This window comes from Pseudomonas sp. B21-048, from assembly GCF_024748615.1.
Taxonomy (GTDB): domain Bacteria; phylum Pseudomonadota; class Gammaproteobacteria; order Pseudomonadales; family Pseudomonadaceae; genus Aquipseudomonas.
The window spans coordinates 1,408,943-1,424,132 of sequence record NZ_CP087168.1; the positions used below are offsets into that span (position 1 = coordinate 1,408,943).

The 15,190-nt window shown below is 57.6% G+C and carries 18 protein-coding genes; 10 read left to right on the top strand and 8 right to left on the bottom strand.

All coding sequences use genetic code 11. The annotated features are described in order from the left end of the window. Window positions 1–804: an alpha/beta fold hydrolase gene (locus LOY56_RS06435; RefSeq protein ID WP_258620585.1), complete on the bottom strand. Its 804-nt coding sequence runs from the start codon at window positions 802–804 to the stop codon at window positions 1–3. A 14-nt stretch (window positions 805–818) separates the two neighbouring features. Next, the gene (locus LOY56_RS06440) at window positions 819–1,742 is read right to left on the bottom strand and encodes a LysR family transcriptional regulator (protein ID WP_258620586.1); all 924 of its coding nucleotides are present in this window, start codon (window positions 1,740–1,742) and stop codon (window positions 819–821) included. Window positions 1,743–1,791: 49 nt separating this feature from the next. Here LOY56_RS06440 and LOY56_RS06445 point away from each other — a divergent pair, with 49 nt between their 5' ends. From LOY56_RS06445 to LOY56_RS06455, 3 genes are all read left to right on the top strand, one after another. Then, window positions 1,792–2,121 (top strand): hypothetical protein, encoded by a 330-nt coding sequence (locus tag LOY56_RS06445; protein WP_048395716.1) that lies wholly within the window; start codon window positions 1,792–1,794, stop codon window positions 2,119–2,121. Window positions 2,122–2,272: 151 nt separating this feature from the next. Continuing rightward, window positions 2,273–2,872: an FMN-dependent NADH-azoreductase gene (locus LOY56_RS06450; RefSeq protein ID WP_258620587.1), complete on the top strand. Its 600-nt coding sequence runs from the start codon at window positions 2,273–2,275 to the stop codon at window positions 2,870–2,872. A 264-nt stretch (window positions 2,873–3,136) separates the two neighbouring features. Further along, window positions 3,137–4,003 carry a carboxylate/amino acid/amine transporter gene (locus LOY56_RS06455; protein WP_258620588.1) on the top strand — a complete coding sequence of 289 codons (867 nt, stop codon included), beginning with the start codon at window positions 3,137–3,139 and terminating at the stop codon, window positions 4,001–4,003. Window positions 4,004–4,025: 22 nt separating this feature from the next. Here the strand turns inward: LOY56_RS06455 and LOY56_RS06460 are convergent, their stop codons facing one another. Beyond that, entirely contained in the window at window positions 4,026–5,324 is a 1,299-nt protein-coding gene (locus LOY56_RS06460) for a mechanosensitive ion channel family protein (protein WP_258620589.1), read from the bottom strand. A 193-nt stretch (window positions 5,325–5,517) separates the two neighbouring features. Here LOY56_RS06460 and LOY56_RS06465 point away from each other — a divergent pair, with 193 nt between their 5' ends. Next, entirely contained in the window at window positions 5,518–6,864 is a 1,347-nt protein-coding gene (locus LOY56_RS06465; RefSeq protein WP_258620591.1) for a DEAD/DEAH box helicase, read from the top strand. A 93-nt stretch (window positions 6,865–6,957) separates the two neighbouring features. Here LOY56_RS06465 and LOY56_RS06470 read toward each other — a convergent pair whose 3' ends face one another. Next, window positions 6,958–7,233, bottom strand: a complete 276-nt coding sequence (locus tag LOY56_RS06470; protein ID WP_258620592.1) for a hypothetical protein — start codon at window positions 7,231–7,233, stop codon at window positions 6,958–6,960. A 104-nt stretch (window positions 7,234–7,337) separates the two neighbouring features. Between LOY56_RS06470 and LOY56_RS06475 the strand changes: the two genes are divergently transcribed. Next, entirely contained in the window at window positions 7,338–7,556 is a 219-nt protein-coding gene (locus LOY56_RS06475; RefSeq protein WP_258622575.1) for a transposase, read from the top strand. Window positions 7,557–7,736: 180 nt separating this feature from the next. Beyond that, window positions 7,737–8,912: a hypothetical protein gene (locus LOY56_RS06480; RefSeq protein ID WP_258620594.1), complete on the top strand. Its 1,176-nt coding sequence runs from the start codon at window positions 7,737–7,739 to the stop codon at window positions 8,910–8,912. 165 nt (window positions 8,913–9,077) lie between these two features. Here the strand turns inward: LOY56_RS06480 and LOY56_RS06485 are convergent, their stop codons facing one another. After that, entirely contained in the window at window positions 9,078–9,812 is a 735-nt protein-coding gene (locus LOY56_RS06485) for a thioredoxin family protein (RefSeq protein WP_258620595.1), read from the bottom strand. 200 nt (window positions 9,813–10,012) lie between these two features. Here LOY56_RS06485 and LOY56_RS06490 point away from each other — a divergent pair, with 200 nt between their 5' ends. After that, complete coding sequence (locus tag LOY56_RS06490) at window positions 10,013–10,405, top strand: transcriptional regulator (RefSeq protein WP_258620596.1); 393 nt, start codon at window positions 10,013–10,015, stop codon at window positions 10,403–10,405. A 44-nt stretch (window positions 10,406–10,449) separates the two neighbouring features. Here the strand turns inward: LOY56_RS06490 and LOY56_RS06495 are convergent, their stop codons facing one another. Both LOY56_RS06495 and LOY56_RS06500 read right to left on the bottom strand, forming a co-directional pair. Next, the gene (locus tag LOY56_RS06495; protein ID WP_258620597.1) at window positions 10,450–11,319 is read right to left on the bottom strand and encodes a DUF6279 family lipoprotein; all 870 of its coding nucleotides are present in this window, start codon (window positions 11,317–11,319) and stop codon (window positions 10,450–10,452) included. A 371-nt stretch (window positions 11,320–11,690) separates the two neighbouring features. Beyond that, window positions 11,691–11,879 carry a hypothetical protein gene (locus tag LOY56_RS06500; protein WP_017337097.1) on the bottom strand — a complete coding sequence of 63 codons (189 nt, stop codon included), beginning with the start codon at window positions 11,877–11,879 and terminating at the stop codon, window positions 11,691–11,693. A 351-nt stretch (window positions 11,880–12,230) separates the two neighbouring features. Between LOY56_RS06500 and LOY56_RS06505 the strand changes: the two genes are divergently transcribed. From LOY56_RS06505 to LOY56_RS06520, 3 genes are all read left to right on the top strand, one after another. Beyond that, window positions 12,231–13,067 carry a S1 RNA-binding domain-containing protein gene (locus LOY56_RS06505; RefSeq protein ID WP_258620598.1) on the top strand — a complete coding sequence of 279 codons (837 nt, stop codon included), beginning with the start codon at window positions 12,231–12,233 and terminating at the stop codon, window positions 13,065–13,067. Window positions 13,068–13,343: 276 nt separating this feature from the next. After that, entirely contained in the window at window positions 13,344–14,276 is a 933-nt protein-coding gene (locus LOY56_RS06510) for a DMT family transporter (protein ID WP_258620599.1), read from the top strand. Between the two features lie 310 nt (window positions 14,277–14,586). Beyond that, complete coding sequence (locus LOY56_RS06520; protein WP_256580670.1) at window positions 14,587–14,718, top strand: PA1414 family protein; 132 nt, start codon at window positions 14,587–14,589, stop codon at window positions 14,716–14,718. A 204-nt stretch (window positions 14,719–14,922) separates the two neighbouring features. Here the strand turns inward: LOY56_RS06520 and LOY56_RS06525 are convergent, their stop codons facing one another. Beyond that, window positions 14,923–15,174 carry a phosphopantetheine-binding protein gene (locus LOY56_RS06525; RefSeq protein ID WP_258620601.1) on the bottom strand — a complete coding sequence of 84 codons (252 nt, stop codon included), beginning with the start codon at window positions 15,172–15,174 and terminating at the stop codon, window positions 14,923–14,925. Window positions 15,175–15,190: the final 16 nt, after the last annotated feature.

Sequence of the window (15,190 nt, forward strand, 5' to 3'; positions counted from 1 at the left end):
TCAGTGATCCTGAGTGGTGGTGTCGACTGCGGTGAGAAACTCGAGCAGTGTTTGGTTGAAACGTTCGGGTTGATCCAGCGGGGTGGCGTGGCGCGAGTCGGCGATCACCACCAGCCGCGCATCGGGCAGCAGTTTTACATAGGTTTCCTTCAGCGCGACCGGGGTGTAGTCACGGTCGGCGCTGACGATGAGGGTTGGACAGGACACTTTGGAAAGTCGTTCCTGAACCCCCCAGCCAACAATGGCATCGAAGCTGGCGAGATAAGCATGTTTGTCGTTTTTTGCCCAGCGCGCCGCTATTTTTTGTCGTAACGAAGCTTGTTCGGGTTTGGGAAACAGCTTGGCGCCCAGGGCCTTGCCGATGGTGCCCATGCTCAGTACGCGCATCAGGCTCCAGCGTTTGAACCACTGCCAGTAGTCGTTGCGGCTGCGCCGTTTGACCTGGGGCGCGCTGTTGACGATGCACAGGCTCTTGAGCAGTTGCGGTTGGTCGACCGCCAGTTGAAAGGCGATCATGCCACCCATCGAAAGTCCCACAAGATGTGTGGGGCCCAGGTTCAAGTGTTCGATCAGTGCGATCAGGTCGGCGCTGAACCCGGCGATGCTGTAGCGCTCGCGGGGTTTGTCGGAACGCCCGTGGCCACGCATATCCGCCACGATCACCCGGTGGTGGGCCGCGAGCGCCGGGATCTGCATTTCCCAATCCAGGGTGCTGGAACCCAACCCGTGAACCAGCAGCAACGGCGTGCCATGGCCATATTCCTCATAGTGCAGGTTGCAACCTTCATGTTCGAAATAGGCCATGGGTACACTCCGTGTCAGGCTTGTTCGGGGGCCGCGAAGGGCGCATCCAACGGCGCAGTGTCGAAGGTGCGCAGCAGTTCAATGAGAATCTGCGTGGCCGGGCCCAACGGTTTGTCCTTGTTCGAATACAGGTAGAAGCTCGGGTTACGGCTGCCGCCCTGGTCCAACGGTAGCACTTTGAGCGTACCTTCCTTGAGTTCGCGTTCGATCATGTGCCGGGGCAGCCAGGCGAAGCCCAGGCCGCTGCTGACGAAAGTCGCAGCGGTGGCCAGGCTACCCACGGTCCAGCGCTGTTCGGCGCCAAGCCAGCCGACGTCGCGCGGTTGCTGGCGGCCGGAGTCGCGGATCACCACTTGCATCTGGCTTTCCAGGTCCTGGAAGTTCAGTTCGCGGTTCAGCCGGTGCAGCGAATGCTCGGGGTGGGCGACCGCAATGAATTCGACGTCGCTCAATTCTGCGCCTAGATACCCGGGAATACTGAAGCCGGTGATGGCCAGATCGGCCACGCCTTCGAGCAGCACCTCTTCGACACCCGACAACACTTCTTCGCGCAGACGCACCCGGCAGCCACGGCTTTGCGGCATGAACGCAGTCAGTGCGCGGACGAGGCGGGCGCTAGGGTAGGCGGCGTCGACCACCAGCCGCACTTCCGCTTCCCAGCCTTGTTCCATGTGGTGGGCCAGGTCTTCCAGTTGACTGGCCTGTTTCACCAGTTGCCGGGAACGGCGCAGCAGTACGCCGCCGGCCTCGGTGAGCACCGCTTTACGGCCGTCGATGCGCAACAGCGGCACACCGAGCTGATCCTGCATACGCGCTACGGTGTAGCTGACCGACGATTGCGAGCGGTGCAGCACTTCGGCGGCCTGGGCGAAACCGCCGTGATCGACCACGGCCTGCAATGTTCGCCATTGATCAAGGGTCACGCGGGGCGCTTTCATGTTGAGCTCCTCTTGTCCTAAGCTGGCAGTCCTTATTGGAGGCTGCTGAATGAAAAAACTTTGTAGTGTGATGGCAGGTTGTGCGGTGTTGGCGATGCTGCCATTGACCGCATTTGCTTATCCGATCGACGTTCAAAAGCAACTGAACGGCTTGAGCATCGACTACAACTCGTACGACACGGATAACGACATCGCCTCGATTCAAGTGAACAACTACGGCAGCACTGATGCGATCTGCAGAGTGGTTTTCAACAATGGCCCGGAGTCACCGCGTACCCGCACAATCGAAGTCCCCGCCGGTAAACACAAAAACGCCACCGCCAAGTTCACCCGGACCATCATCAAGATGCGTATCAACCTGACCTGCACGCCGAAATGACATCGAGCGGAGCACGCTGGTTGGGGCATGCTCCGCTTATAAACGAATTTATCGATGCGTTATAGCAGTTATTTGCGCTTTTTCATCGATATGACTCTGTTTAACCTTCACTCCATCGACCTACAGCATTCTCAGATGGAGCCTACATCCCATGTCCCGCGTTCTGATCATCGAAAGCAGCGCCCGTCAGCAAGACTCGGTTTCCCGCCAACTGACCCAGACCTTCATCAGCCAATGGAAAGCCGCACACCCGGCCGACCAGATCACCGTCCGTGACCTGGCCACCACCCCGGTGCCGCATCTGGACATCAACCTGCTGGGTGGCTGGATGAAACCTGCCGAACAGCGCAACGACATCGAACAGGCCTCTCTGGAACGCTCCAACCTGCTGACCGATGAACTGCTGGCCGCCGATGTACTGGTGATGGCGGCGCCGATGTACAACTTCGCCATTCCGAGCACCCTCAAAGCCTGGCTCGACCACGTGCTGCGTGCCGGCGTGACCTTCAAGTACACCGAAACCGGCCCGCAAGGTTTGCTCAACGGCAAGCGTGCTTATGTGCTGACCGCTCGCGGTGGTATCCATGCCGGAGCCGCCTCGGATCACCAGGAACCGTACTTGCGTCAGGTCATGGCTTTCATCGGCATCCACGACGTAACGTTCATTCACGCCGAAGGCATGAACCTGGGCGGCGGCTTCCAGGAGAAAGGCTTGAACCAGGCCAATGCCAAGCTTTCCCAAGTCGCCTGAGCCGTTAATCGCCAGATAATCGCTGGAGGGTCTAGTGACCTGGCGCTACCCTTCAAATCTGTACGCGCATCGAACCTCCCTTTGCACTTATTGCTCCTGAGTGCTCTAGCCCGATTGAACGCATTAGCGAGATCGGGCTTTTTTTTGCCTGCGATTTAGTGAGCCAGGCATGAACTTGTAGGAGCGAAGCTTGCCGGGATCTACATGTTCTCGCGACCGTCGACAAAACCCGCTATCGTCGCCGCCATTCGAAATGAGGCGACCATGGGCTATCTACTTTTTGTCACGCTGATCCAGGCGTTTTCCTTCAGCCTGATCGGCGAATACCTGGCCGGGCATGTCGACAGTTACTTTGCGGTGCTGGTGCGGGTGCTGCTGGCGGGGCTGATATTCATTCCGCTGACGCGCTGGCGTCAGGTTGAACCAGCGTTCATGCGCGGCATGTTACTGATCGGCGCGTTGCAGTTCGGTGTGACTTACGTCTGCCTGTACCTGAGCTTTCGCGTGTTGACGGTACCGGAAGTGTTGCTGTTCACCATCCTCACGCCACTGCACGTGACCCTGATCGAAGATGCGCTGAACCGGCGCTTCAACCCGTGGGCATTGATCGCGGCACTGGTGGCGGTGGCGGGCGCGGCAGTGATTCGCTTTGACCGGATCAACCCGGACTTTTTCATGGGCTTTTTGTTGCTGCAACTGGCCAACTTCACCTACGCCGCCGGGCAAGTGCTGTACAGACACTTGGTCGCTCGCCATCCAAGCGATCTGCCGCATTACCGGCGTTTCGGCTACTTCTACCTGGGCGCATTGGCCGTGGCGTTACCGGCATTTCTGCTGTTCGGCAAGCACAACTTCCTGCCCGAAGCACCGCTGCAATGGGGCGTGCTGTTGTTCCTCGGCCTGGTCTCGACCGCACTGGGTTTGTACTGGTGGAACAAGGGCGCGTGCCTGGTAAACGGCGGGACGCTGGCGGTGATGAACAACCTGCATGTGCCGGTGGGGTTGCTGATCAATTTGCTGATCTGGAATCAGCATGAGGAGTTGGGGCGGTTATTGTTTGGTGGGATGGTGATTCTGCTGGCGGTGTGGATTAGTCGGTTGGGTGTTCCAAAACCTGTGACCGTACGCTAAACCCCTGTAGGAGCGAGTGGTGCTACATGATGTGTTTTTCGGGCTCGGGAATGTGGCTCGAGCCCAACACGGCCGGAAGCAACCCCGACCGCAAATCCCCACCGCTCGGCTGCTGATAAAGGCTCAAACCAAACTCCGGCAGCACCGCCAGCAGGTAATCGAAAATATCCCCCTGAATCCGCTCGTAATCAGCCCACACGGTAGTGCGGGTGAAGCAGTAGATTTCCAGCGGGATGCCCTGAGCGGTGGTCTGCATTTGCCGAACCATGCAGGTCATGTTCGGCTGGACCTCCAGGTGGCTTTTCAGATACGCCAGCGCATAGGCGCGGAAAGTCCCGATATTGGTCATCCGTCGACGGTTGGCCGCCATCGCCGCGACATTGCCCTGGGCTTCGTTCCAGGCCTTGAGTTCGGCCTGTTTGCGGGTGATGTAGTCGGTCAGCAGGTGCACCTGGGACAGCTTCAGTTCTTCGTCATCGCGAATAAACCGCACGCCGCTGGCGTCGATGAACAGGCTGCGCTTGATCCGGCGCCCACCGGACTGCTGCATGCCGCGCCAGTTTTTGAATGACTCGGACATCAGGCGCCAGGTCGGGATCGACACAATCGTCTTGTCGAAATTCTGCACCTTGACCGTGTGCAAGGTGATGTCCACCACATCACCATCGGCACCGACTTGCGGCATCTCGATCCAGTCGCCGACCCTCAGCATGTCGTTGCTGGTCAGTTGCACACTGGCGACGAACGACAGCAAAGTGTCTTTGTAGACCAACAGAATCACCGCCGACATGGCGCCCAGACCCGACAGCAGCAACAGCGGCGAACGGTCGATCAATGTGGCGACGATGATGATCGCGCCAAACACGAACAGCACCATTTTCGCCAGTTGCACATAGCCCTTGATCGAGCGGGTGCGGGCGTGTTCGGTGCGGGCATAGATGTCCAGCAGGGCATTGAGCAACGCGCTGACGGCCAGCACCAGGAACAGAATGGTGAACGCCAGCGCCACGTTGCCGAGGAAATTCAGGCTGGCCTTGCTTAATTCCGGCACCAGGTGCAGGCCGAACTGGATCACCAGCGAAGGCGTCATCTGCGCCAGGCGATGAAACACTTTGTTGTGGCGAAAATCGGTGATCCAGTGCAACGACGGCTGGCGGCCGAGCATTTTGGTCGCATGAAGAATGAGGAACCGCGCCACTCGTCCGAGCACCAGCGCCACCACCAGCAACAATATCAGTGCGAGCGTGGAATGCAGGAGCGGGTGCTGATCGAGGGCACCCCAGAGGTCTTGGGCGTTGAGCCAGAGCTGTTTGATATCCATGGGCGAAAACGGTTCTTCTGTAGGACGCGACAGGGCGATTAGAGCATTTAAGACGTTCCGAATGACGTTTTGAGACAAAACAGGCAACAAAAAAACCACTGTTTGCAGCCGTTTGTATAAAGAAACTCGGCCTTCTCGCTCGAAACCGTTACCCTATGCAGCTGTTTTTTTGTATTTCTTCGAGGTAGCACCCGTGTTTTCCCAATTCGCCCTGCACGAACGCCTGCTCAAAGCCGTGGCCGAGCTTAAATTTGTCGAGCCAACGCCTGTGCAAGCAGCGGCTATCCCGCTGGCGCTCCAGGGGCGTGACCTGCGGGTGACAGCGCAAACCGGTAGCGGCAAAACCGCTGCCTTCGTTTTGCCGATCCTCAACCGCTTGATCGGCCCGGCCAAAGTCCGCGTCAGCATCAAGACCCTGATCCTGCTGCCGACCCGCGAGTTGGCCCAGCAGACCATCAAGGAAGTCGAGCGTTTCGCTCAGTTCACCTTCATCAAGTCCGGCCTGATCACCGGCGGTGAAGACTTCAAGGTCCAGGCCGCCATGCTGCGCAAGGTGCCGGACATCCTGATCGGTACGCCGGGCCGGATGATCGAGCAACTGAACGCTGGCAACCTCGACCTCAAGGAAGTCGAAGTGCTGGTGCTCGACGAAGCCGACCGCATGCTCGACATGGGCTTTGCCGAAGATGTGCAGCGTCTGGTCGACGAGTGCACCAACCGTCAGCAGACCATGCTGTTCTCCGCCACCACCGGCGGTTCTGGCCTGCGCGAGATGGTCGCCAAGGTCCTGAACAACCCTGAACACTTGCAGCTGAACAACGTCAGCGATCTGAACGCCACCACGCGTCAGCAGATCATCACCGCCGATCACAATCAGCACAAAGAACAGATCGTGAACTGGCTGCTGGCCAACGAGACCTATCAGAAGGCCATCGTGTTCACCAACACCCGGGCCATGGCCGACCGTATTTACGGCCGTCTGGTGGCGCAAGACTACAAAGCGTTCGTGCTGCACGGTGACAAAGACCAGAAAGACCGCAAACTGGCCATTGACCGTCTGAAGCAGGGTGGCGTGAAGATCCTCGTGGCCACCGACGTCGCTGCCCGTGGCCTGGACGTGGAAGGCCTGGACCTGGTGATCAACTTCGACATGCCGCGCAGCGGCGACGAATACGTTCACCGCATCGGTCGCACCGGCCGCGCCGGCAACGATGGCCTGGCCATCTCGCTGATCTGCCATGGCGACTGGAACCTGATGTCGAGCATCGAGCGCTACCTCAAGCAGAGCTTCGAGCGCCGCACCATCAAGGAAGTCAAAGGCACCTACGGCGGACCGAAAAAGGTCAAGGCCTCGGGCAAAGCCGTTGGCGTGAAGAAGAAAAAGGTCGACGCCAAAGGCGACAAAAAGAAAACCGGCGCCAAGGCCCCGACCAAGCGCAAGATCGCCAACCGCCCGAAGACCGACGCTCTGTCGCTGGTCAGCAAGGACGGCATGGCCCCGCTCAAGCGCCGCAAGCCGGAAGCGCCGGCTGCTGAATAAGGCGCGGTAGCGATCCGATAAAAACCCGGACAGTGTCCGGGTTTTTTTACGTCAAAAAATCGCAGCCTTCGGACGATCCTTTGATCTTGCCCTTTAACTCTTGGCTTTCTGCCCCGCCGATTCCAACTCCTTGAGACGCTGATCAATCAACTGGCACTTGCCCGGCAAATCCTTGCTGGCCGTCTCCAGGTCCATCTTCTGCAACTCGTCATTGATCTCCTTGGCCTTGGCCGGGTTCTGCTCGGTGATCTTGGCGACCTCCTGGGCCAGCTGTTCGCGCTTGGCGGTGGCTTCCTCGGGGGGGCAGCCCCAAACGGGGAGGGCGCAGGCGAGGGTGGTGGCGAGGGTGAGTTTGAGCAGGGTTTTCATAAAATCAGGCCTCGGTTCCGGTTAAGGCGGGTTATCCGGTTGAGGGCTGAAGGGCGGAAAAAGTTCAGTGACAGAAACGGGCGACCCACAGGTCGCCCGTTTTCATTCATTCCGCATATTGCAGGGCCACTCTGCAACTTCAGGCCAACAAATATGCGTGTGAAATTCACGCGTGGTGTTTGATGACTAATCATGTTCATTTGTTGATTAGCCCTCATGAGCACGGCAGTGCAAGTTCGCTTATGAAGGGAATAGGCCTGCGATATGTGCAATACATAAATCGTACATACGGAGGGAAACGTGGTTTTCCCCATTTTTATTAGGGTTTTTACTTGTTGTTAAGCCTTGTTTCGAGGCTCTTCCCTGGTTTTTCCAGTGATTCCCTTAGTGAGCAAATTTCCTATGCGATTGTCGGGCGCAGGATGCAAAAACTGTGTATGGTTCGCGCCAAAATCTGTAGGACATTTCGCTATGTCCGTTACTCTCACTTAAAGGAATTAAGTATGCGATTCTTTCGCGTGGCTTCAGTGTTGTCGTTGTGGGCGGCGGCGTTTTCGGTGCAGGCCGAGCAACTGCCGATCGAAGTGCTGAGTGCGGTGGTCAAGGACCAGAAGATTGCCGACGCCGAACTGTTGTTGCAGCGCAACGGCGCACAAAACGTGGTGGGTCGCACCAATGCTCAGGGCCAGGTCAGCCTGACCACCGAGTTTGCCGATGATGCCGGTAACCTGCTGATCATCAAGAAGCCTGGCTACTCCAATCTGGTGGTCAAGTGCCCGTGCAAGGGCATGACCTATGCCATCAGCCCGGTGATGCAGAACCTCGACGGTCTGCGCGTGGTGCTGACCTGGGGTGCGACCCCGTCGGACCTCGACTCCCACATGATCTTCCCCGGCAACAACATCTATTTCCAAAAAAAGCACGGTGACGATGCCAATCTGGATGTCGACGACACCAGCAGCTATGGCCCGGAAACCATCACCCTGGAGAAGAAGCACTACGGCGAAAGTTACGTCTACGCCGTGCATGACTTCAGCAATGGCGGCGAGCCGGGTTCGCGCGATCTTTCCAACAGCCAGGCCAAGGTGTTCGTGTACATGGGCCAGTCGCTGGTGCGCACCTACTACGTGCCGCAGAACCGCAGCGGCAACCTGTGGACCGTGTTCCGCATGACCGGCAATGGCGACTTCCAGGACATCAACAGCATTACGGGTGCCCGGGTCAATGCGGCAAACGTGTTGAACGAAGTGTCGCCGTTGCTGGATGACAGCGTTGCCCTGACGGCGGTGGCGGTCAGCGCTTCGGCACAGGCTGATGCGAAAGGCCTGAACACCAAAGGCGAAGCGGCCTACAAAACCGGTAACCTGCCGCTGGCAATCGACTTCTTCCGTCAGGCGATCGATCTGAATAACAGCTACGGTCAGGCCTACGGCAACCTGGGTCTGGCGTATCAGAAGGCCGGTAACACCGCCGAGTCGATCTGGGCCAACCGCAAGGCCATTGCCCTGGCCAGCGGCAATTCGGCCGCCACCGTGCGTGCCGGTTCCTACTACAACATTGCCCGTATCTATGAAGCGGCCGGTCAGTTCCCCGACGCCCTGCGTCATTACCAGTTAGCCAAGGCGCAGAAGGCCAACCCGGTGTATGACACGGCCATCGAGCGCGTACAAAACCGTTGATCGCCTAGTGTTGATCTGACCCCGCAACGCGCCGCACTCCGGCGCGTTGTGCATTCATGGGGAGGTGAATCCGGCTAAGCCCTCCAGGCTTGGCTCCATCTCCCTGTATCAACCCGCATTCTTTTCTTCTCGGTCTTTTCTCGATCACGCCTCGGTCTCTGATGACTACTCCCCATGACAGCAACTGGTCGGCGCCATGTCCTCATACCGATCGTAATGCCTCACCCAATCCATGATTTCTTCTTCATTACGCCCCTTGGGCGTGAGGTCGAGGTAGTTGTAGGCGCCGACTAGCAGGTCCAGGCCTCGGGCGTAGGTGGAGTAGGTGTGGAAAATCTCCCCCGCATCATTGCGATAAAAAACGCTAAGCCCTGGGAGTTCTTCTTCGGCGCCGTCGTTTTTTTCGTAGTTGTAGGTGGCTTTTCCGGCGGCGACATCTTCGGCCCGAGCGCAGACGCCGAAGTCGTAGTTGAAATCGCAGCCTTCGGACGAGACCCAGTCGAATTTCCAGCCCATGCGTCGTTTGAAGGATTGGAATTCGGCGAACGGTGCGTGGGAAACCGCGACCACGGCCACGTCATGGTGGGCCAGATGTTGGTTGGCACCGTCGATGTGGTCGGACAGGAACGAGCAACCTGGACAGCCTTCGTCCCAGCCAGCGGCGAACATGAAGTGATAGATGATTAATTGGCTGCGGCCGCCGAACAGGTCGGCCAGGCTCAGTTCGCCGTTGGGGCCCTGGAAGCGGTAGGGTTTGTCGATTTTCACCCAAGGCAGGGCTCGGCGTTCGGTGCTGAGTTTGTCTCGTTCCTGGGTGAAGGCTTTTTCGTGGGCCAGGTGTTGTTTGCGCGCGGCGAGCCATTCTTCCCGCGACACGACCGGATGATTCTGAATGTTCATGGTGATTTCTCCTGCATGCTGTGGCGAAGCCGTTTCGCGCTGCGGGTTAAACCGTCTTACATAGCCTAGTCGTTTGGCCTGCGGCCCATTCGACATACCGTCGGTCGGTAGGGCGAAATACCTCGGCTGAACGGCTGCCGTCCCTGTCGGTCACAACCTATGAAAGCCATCTCACTCGCGGGCACTGGAGGTTGATCAGGATGACGACTTATAACTGGGATCTGATTGAGCGCTTGCTGCATGAAGTGCAGAACGGCGCCGGCCACAGTTTCACCCCACGGCCTTATGCCGAGCAGTATGCGGCGGCGAAAGCCAACGCGGGCGAGCCGTTTGAGAACCTGGATCACCTGAAAACGGTGGCGGGTGAGTACGAAAAGTTATTGCTGCTGCGGGGTTATATCGAGCCTCGACCGGAGGATCAGGGTGGCAATGGCGAGAATTACATTTTGACGCCCCGGGGGGCGAGGTTGTTGAGCCTGATCGACAGCAGCATTCCGGGTAATGAGCATCCGCGACAGGTGCTGGATGAACAGGAGGATGCGTTGGCTGAGCTGACGTTTGATGAGGTGGCGTCGAAGGCGCAGATTGCTTGATCTTTTGATCTTTTGATCTTTTGATCTTTTGATCTTTTGATCTTCTAGCCTTGTCGCGCCGCTTTCAGACATTTCAAATCAGTGAAATCCTTACGCACGCCTTCAATCTTCTGCAACAACCGTTCACGCTGAATCGGCGTGCTCTCGGCCATCAAGTCCACCAGCAATGCACGAGCCTGGGCTTCGGTGTTGGCGTAGGCCGCGCGGTAAGCCGGGGTCCACAAACTCTCGCGATTCACCAGAAGTTTCTCGATTCGTTGTGGGAATTCTGGACTCTGCCGTTGCGCAACTGCCGCGCTGAATTGCTGTTGCCAATGGGCGCGGTTGGCAATCCATTGTTTGTTCTGATCACCCAAGGCATTCGACCAGGCCACTACCTGTTGCTGTTGGCTCGGGCTTAGCGGTCCGAGCCAGACATTCAGGCGTTTCTCCATGCGCTTGCTCCGCTCTCTGATCTGTTGCTCCAGAGACGGTTTGAGGTAGGCCTCCTGGCGTTTGCGCTGGTCCTTGGCGAAGGCATCGTTCATTTCCGCGACTTGCTTGTCATCCAGCCCCTGCAACAACTCGATGGCCGACGGGGTGATTTCCCGGGCGGTTTCGGCGATGGCCTGTTTGGCTTCCTGGGTGCGGGTTTGCAGTGCGGCGTCGGTGATTTGGTTGGCCTCGACCATGGCCTGTAAGCGATTCAGCCAGTCGAGGTAGCCGGGCAATTGCGTGGTGCAGTGCCAGCTCAGGTGTTCCTTGAGGCGCTCGTTGAACCAGTCTTTTTGCTCGTGGTTCATGTCCAGGTAGTCGCTGAGCGTCCAGGGAATGATCACGTCAAGGTTGCGGTAAGCGAGGCCCACGCGGCTGCACGCGGCGACGGTGAGGCTGAGGGTGAGGATGACGCCGATTTGTTTCAACCAGTGAGACATGGCGAGTCCTTGCGAAGACCTGGTTTCTTTTGGGGTTCTCTTGTGTGATTGCGGGATGAGCCCGACGGTTCAGCCGATCAATAGAAACGGTGCGCGGTCTTGAGCGCGAGCAGGCCGTTGCACTCACTGTAGATCAAGTCTAGATCAATGCTCTTCTGAAAATCCCGGGTCGGAATCGACTTCAAGGTTGTTCGACAGGCTGAGCCCCATGCTGGGGGACCAGACACGTGCAAACATACCGACGAATGTTCGGCATCGAGGGCCATTCGTCGATTTTTGAAATATTGATTTGTTTTATGGGGTATGCGGGAGGGTTCCAGTCCAAGCGCTTCGAAGCTCAAAGCGCTTACGGACCAGTTAACGCAGGGGAATTACTTCTTGCCCAGCGTGATCTGCTTGGACGGGCCGAACGTCTGGCCGCTGACGCCTTTGGCAATTTGCTGGATTTCGCCGCCGGACTTGAGGAACGCAGCGATCTGGTTGTTGATCGATTCGCTGGTCTCAACGGCTGGAGCTGGCTTTGCTTTGCTGTTGGATGCTTTTACACGCATGGCGGCCATTAACCTGTGGAAATTAACTTGGCCAGGCATCGTACAGGAAATACTTGACAATTGCTTGGTAAATATCTTTCCGAAAGAGACGGTGGGAGAACGCCATTTATCGCAAGTTATTATTCGTATGTACCCCTAAGCCGCTGTTTTAACTAAGAACCTAAGTGGAGGAAAAGCGCTTTTCGGATGGGCTGGTCTGGGGTGGAACACTCCAACGGCCTGACGAGCGGCCAAACGCACACTGGCAAAACCCAGGAAAATTGAACCCTTCCGGGTATTTTCTTGCGCCACCGGGCTGGGCCACCGAACGCCGCCCGCAAAACCGGGTAGAATGCCGCCCACGCAATGAGGGTATTGGACATGGCTTTAGTCGGGCGCTACAACAGTTTGCAAGTGGTTAAACACACTAACTTCGGTTTATATCTGGACGGTGGCGCGGATGGCGAAATCCTCCTGCCTAATCGTTATATCCCCAAAGATATTCCCAGCGAAGATGAAGATTGGCTCAACGTTTTTATTTATCTGGACAGCGATGACAAACTTATCGCCACCACCGAAAAGCCGAAAGTTCAGGTCGGTGAATTCGCCAGTTTGAAAGTCGTTGAAGTCAACAGCATCGGCGTGTTCCTGGATTGGGGTTTGCCGAAGGATCTGCTGCTGCCGTATTCCGAAGAAAAGCGCCAGATGACCGCCGGCGAGTATGTCGTGGTGCACGTTTATCTCGACAAACACACGCGGCGCATCACCGCCACGGCGCGGCTGGATCGTTACCTGGACAAGACCCCGGCCAATTACACGGCGGGTCAGGAAGTTGATTTACTGGTGGCCGAAGCGACCGATATGGGCTTCAAGGCAATCATCAACAACAAGCACTGGGGCCTGATCCACAAGAACGAAATCTTCAAGTTCATGCGTGCCGGCAAAGAAGAGAAGGGCTTTATCAAAGAAGTCCGCGCCGACGGCAAAATCAGCCTGAGCCTGCAACCGGTGGGCGAAGAAGCCGCCACCAGCCTGAACTCGAAGATCCTCGCCAAGTTGCGCGACAACAACGGCACTCTGCCCGTCAGTGACAAGAGCGACCCGACGCTGATCAGCAGTATGTTCGGCGTCAGCAAGGGCAACTTCAAAAAGGCTATTGGTGCGCTGTACAAGAACGGTCAGATCGTCATTCACGCTGATCGCATCGAGCTGAGCTGACGCTACGCGGCCCCTGCAGGAGCTGTCGCAGGCTGCGATCTTTTGATCTTGATCTTTTACAGGCAAAAGATCGCAGCCTGCGGCAGCTCAGAGAGGGCGCGACCGCCATATGACGCAAGCGGCGATTTAAAGGTCTTTTGCAGACACTTTTTCCTGCCCATCTGGTTAATAATCGGCAGCATCATTTTCGCCCCGGCACTCTGTTCAGCCAGCAGGCCGGGGGCTTTGCTTTTACTGTCGAGTCCCTGCCATGGATTGTGTTGTCGAGGTGTTTCGGTGAGCGCCAGCCGGCGTAGCGCCGATGGGTTTGCCCTGCAAGTGATGGTCGGGCTGTGCCTGATCTGGGGCGTGCAGCAGGTGATGATCAAGTGGGCCGCGCCCGACATTGCGCCGGTCATGCAGGCGGCGGGGCGGTCGGGTATTTCCGCATTGCTCGTAGGATTGTTGATCTGCTGGAAGGGCGGTTGGGATCAGGTCGGTACTACCTGGCGCGGTGGCTTGCTGGCGGGTGCGTTGTTTGGCCTGGAGTTCTTTTTCATTTCCGAAGGCCTGCAATTGACCACGGCGGCGCATATGTCGGTGTTCCTTTACACCGCGCCGATCTTCACTGCGTTGGGCGTGCATTGGCTGCTGCCGAGTGAGCGTTTAAGACCGGTGCAGTGGCTGGGGATTTTTCTCGCTTTCATCGGCATTGCCATTGCGTTTGCCGGTGGCGTGTCCTGGGACAGCCTCGACCACCGCATGTTGATGGGTGATGCGTTGGGCGTGCTGGCCGGCGCCTCATGGGGCGCGACCACCGTGGTGGTGCGTGCCTCGCGCTTGTCGGAAGCGCCGGTGACCCTGACGCTGTTTTATCAACTGATCGTCGGCTTCGTCGGCCTGCTGTTGATCGCGATCCTCAGCGGTCAAGTCACTCATGTCAGCCTGACCACTGTTGCCGTGGCCAGTGTGCTGTTCCAGGGCTTGGTCGTGTCATTCTTCAGTTATTTGACCTGGTTTTGGCTGCTGCGCCGTTATCTGGCGGCGAACCTGGCGGTGTTTTCGTTCATGACACCGCTGTTCGGCGTCACGTTCGGCGTGGTGCTGCTGGGCGAAGAATTGAGCCTGAACTTTGTGATCGGCGCGGTACTGGTTCTGTTCGGGATCACTTTTGTGAGCGCAGAGCAGTGGGTCCGCCGTCGTTTGCGCAAAGCCCTTGGGCAGCCTTGACTGGGCGCAGCAGTAAAACACCAGCGATAAGAAAACCGCTGCCGGCGATCACCAGCGCGACGACCTGGCTAATGTGGCGCAAAGGCAGGGTCGGGGCCAATCTGAATGCATGGATCGAGCAGCAGCAGGCGGTGTATCCATCGGCAGCGCAGGCCCCGGCAATTGCTTGAACCAACGGTCAGGGATTTGGATCAATTCAGTAACAGATCATTGCGATGTTGGGCGAGCATTACGTAGGACTTCGGACTATTATCAGTGCGAAGGGGCTACAGAACTTCAGCCGCTCGGCACTACCCTGAAGGGGGGCACCATGAAAGAGAAAATCCAAAACTGGCTGCATGACCTGGGTGTCGCACTCGGTTTGATCGAACCGCCTCTGCAACCCGTGCCTATTCGCACTGACGACGAACAACGTCGCCGCCAGCAGCAGCGCCGCCGGTAAGCGCCAGGATTTATTTGGCAAGGGGGCTTGCCTGTGGCGAGGGAGCTTGCTCCCGCTGGGCTGCGCAGCAGCCCCCATACCATCACCAAGGCGTATCAGGCGCCATGCGGATTCTGGCCTGCGACTGCTGCGCAGTCGAGCGGGAGCAAGCTCCCTCGCCACAAAAGCCTGCATTCTTGTCTCAAAGGTGCATTTCAGCCCCTCTCAATACCGCCCGATCTCAATCAAAAACCGGCTCAAGTCATCGACGGTCGTCGCGGTCTTGAGTATTCGGTCTTCTTCGGCGGTAGATGCTGTCAAACCCAACTGATCCTCCAAATGGAAGATCAGCTCTTGGATATCCTCTTTATCCAGTCCCAACTCCACCAAATGGGTGTTGTCGTCGAAATCGTCCTGATTTTCCAGCAGGCGGCTGATGAAGCGATGCACGGCTGTACGAACGGCGTCTTTTGTCATGGTTGTTCTTCGAGGG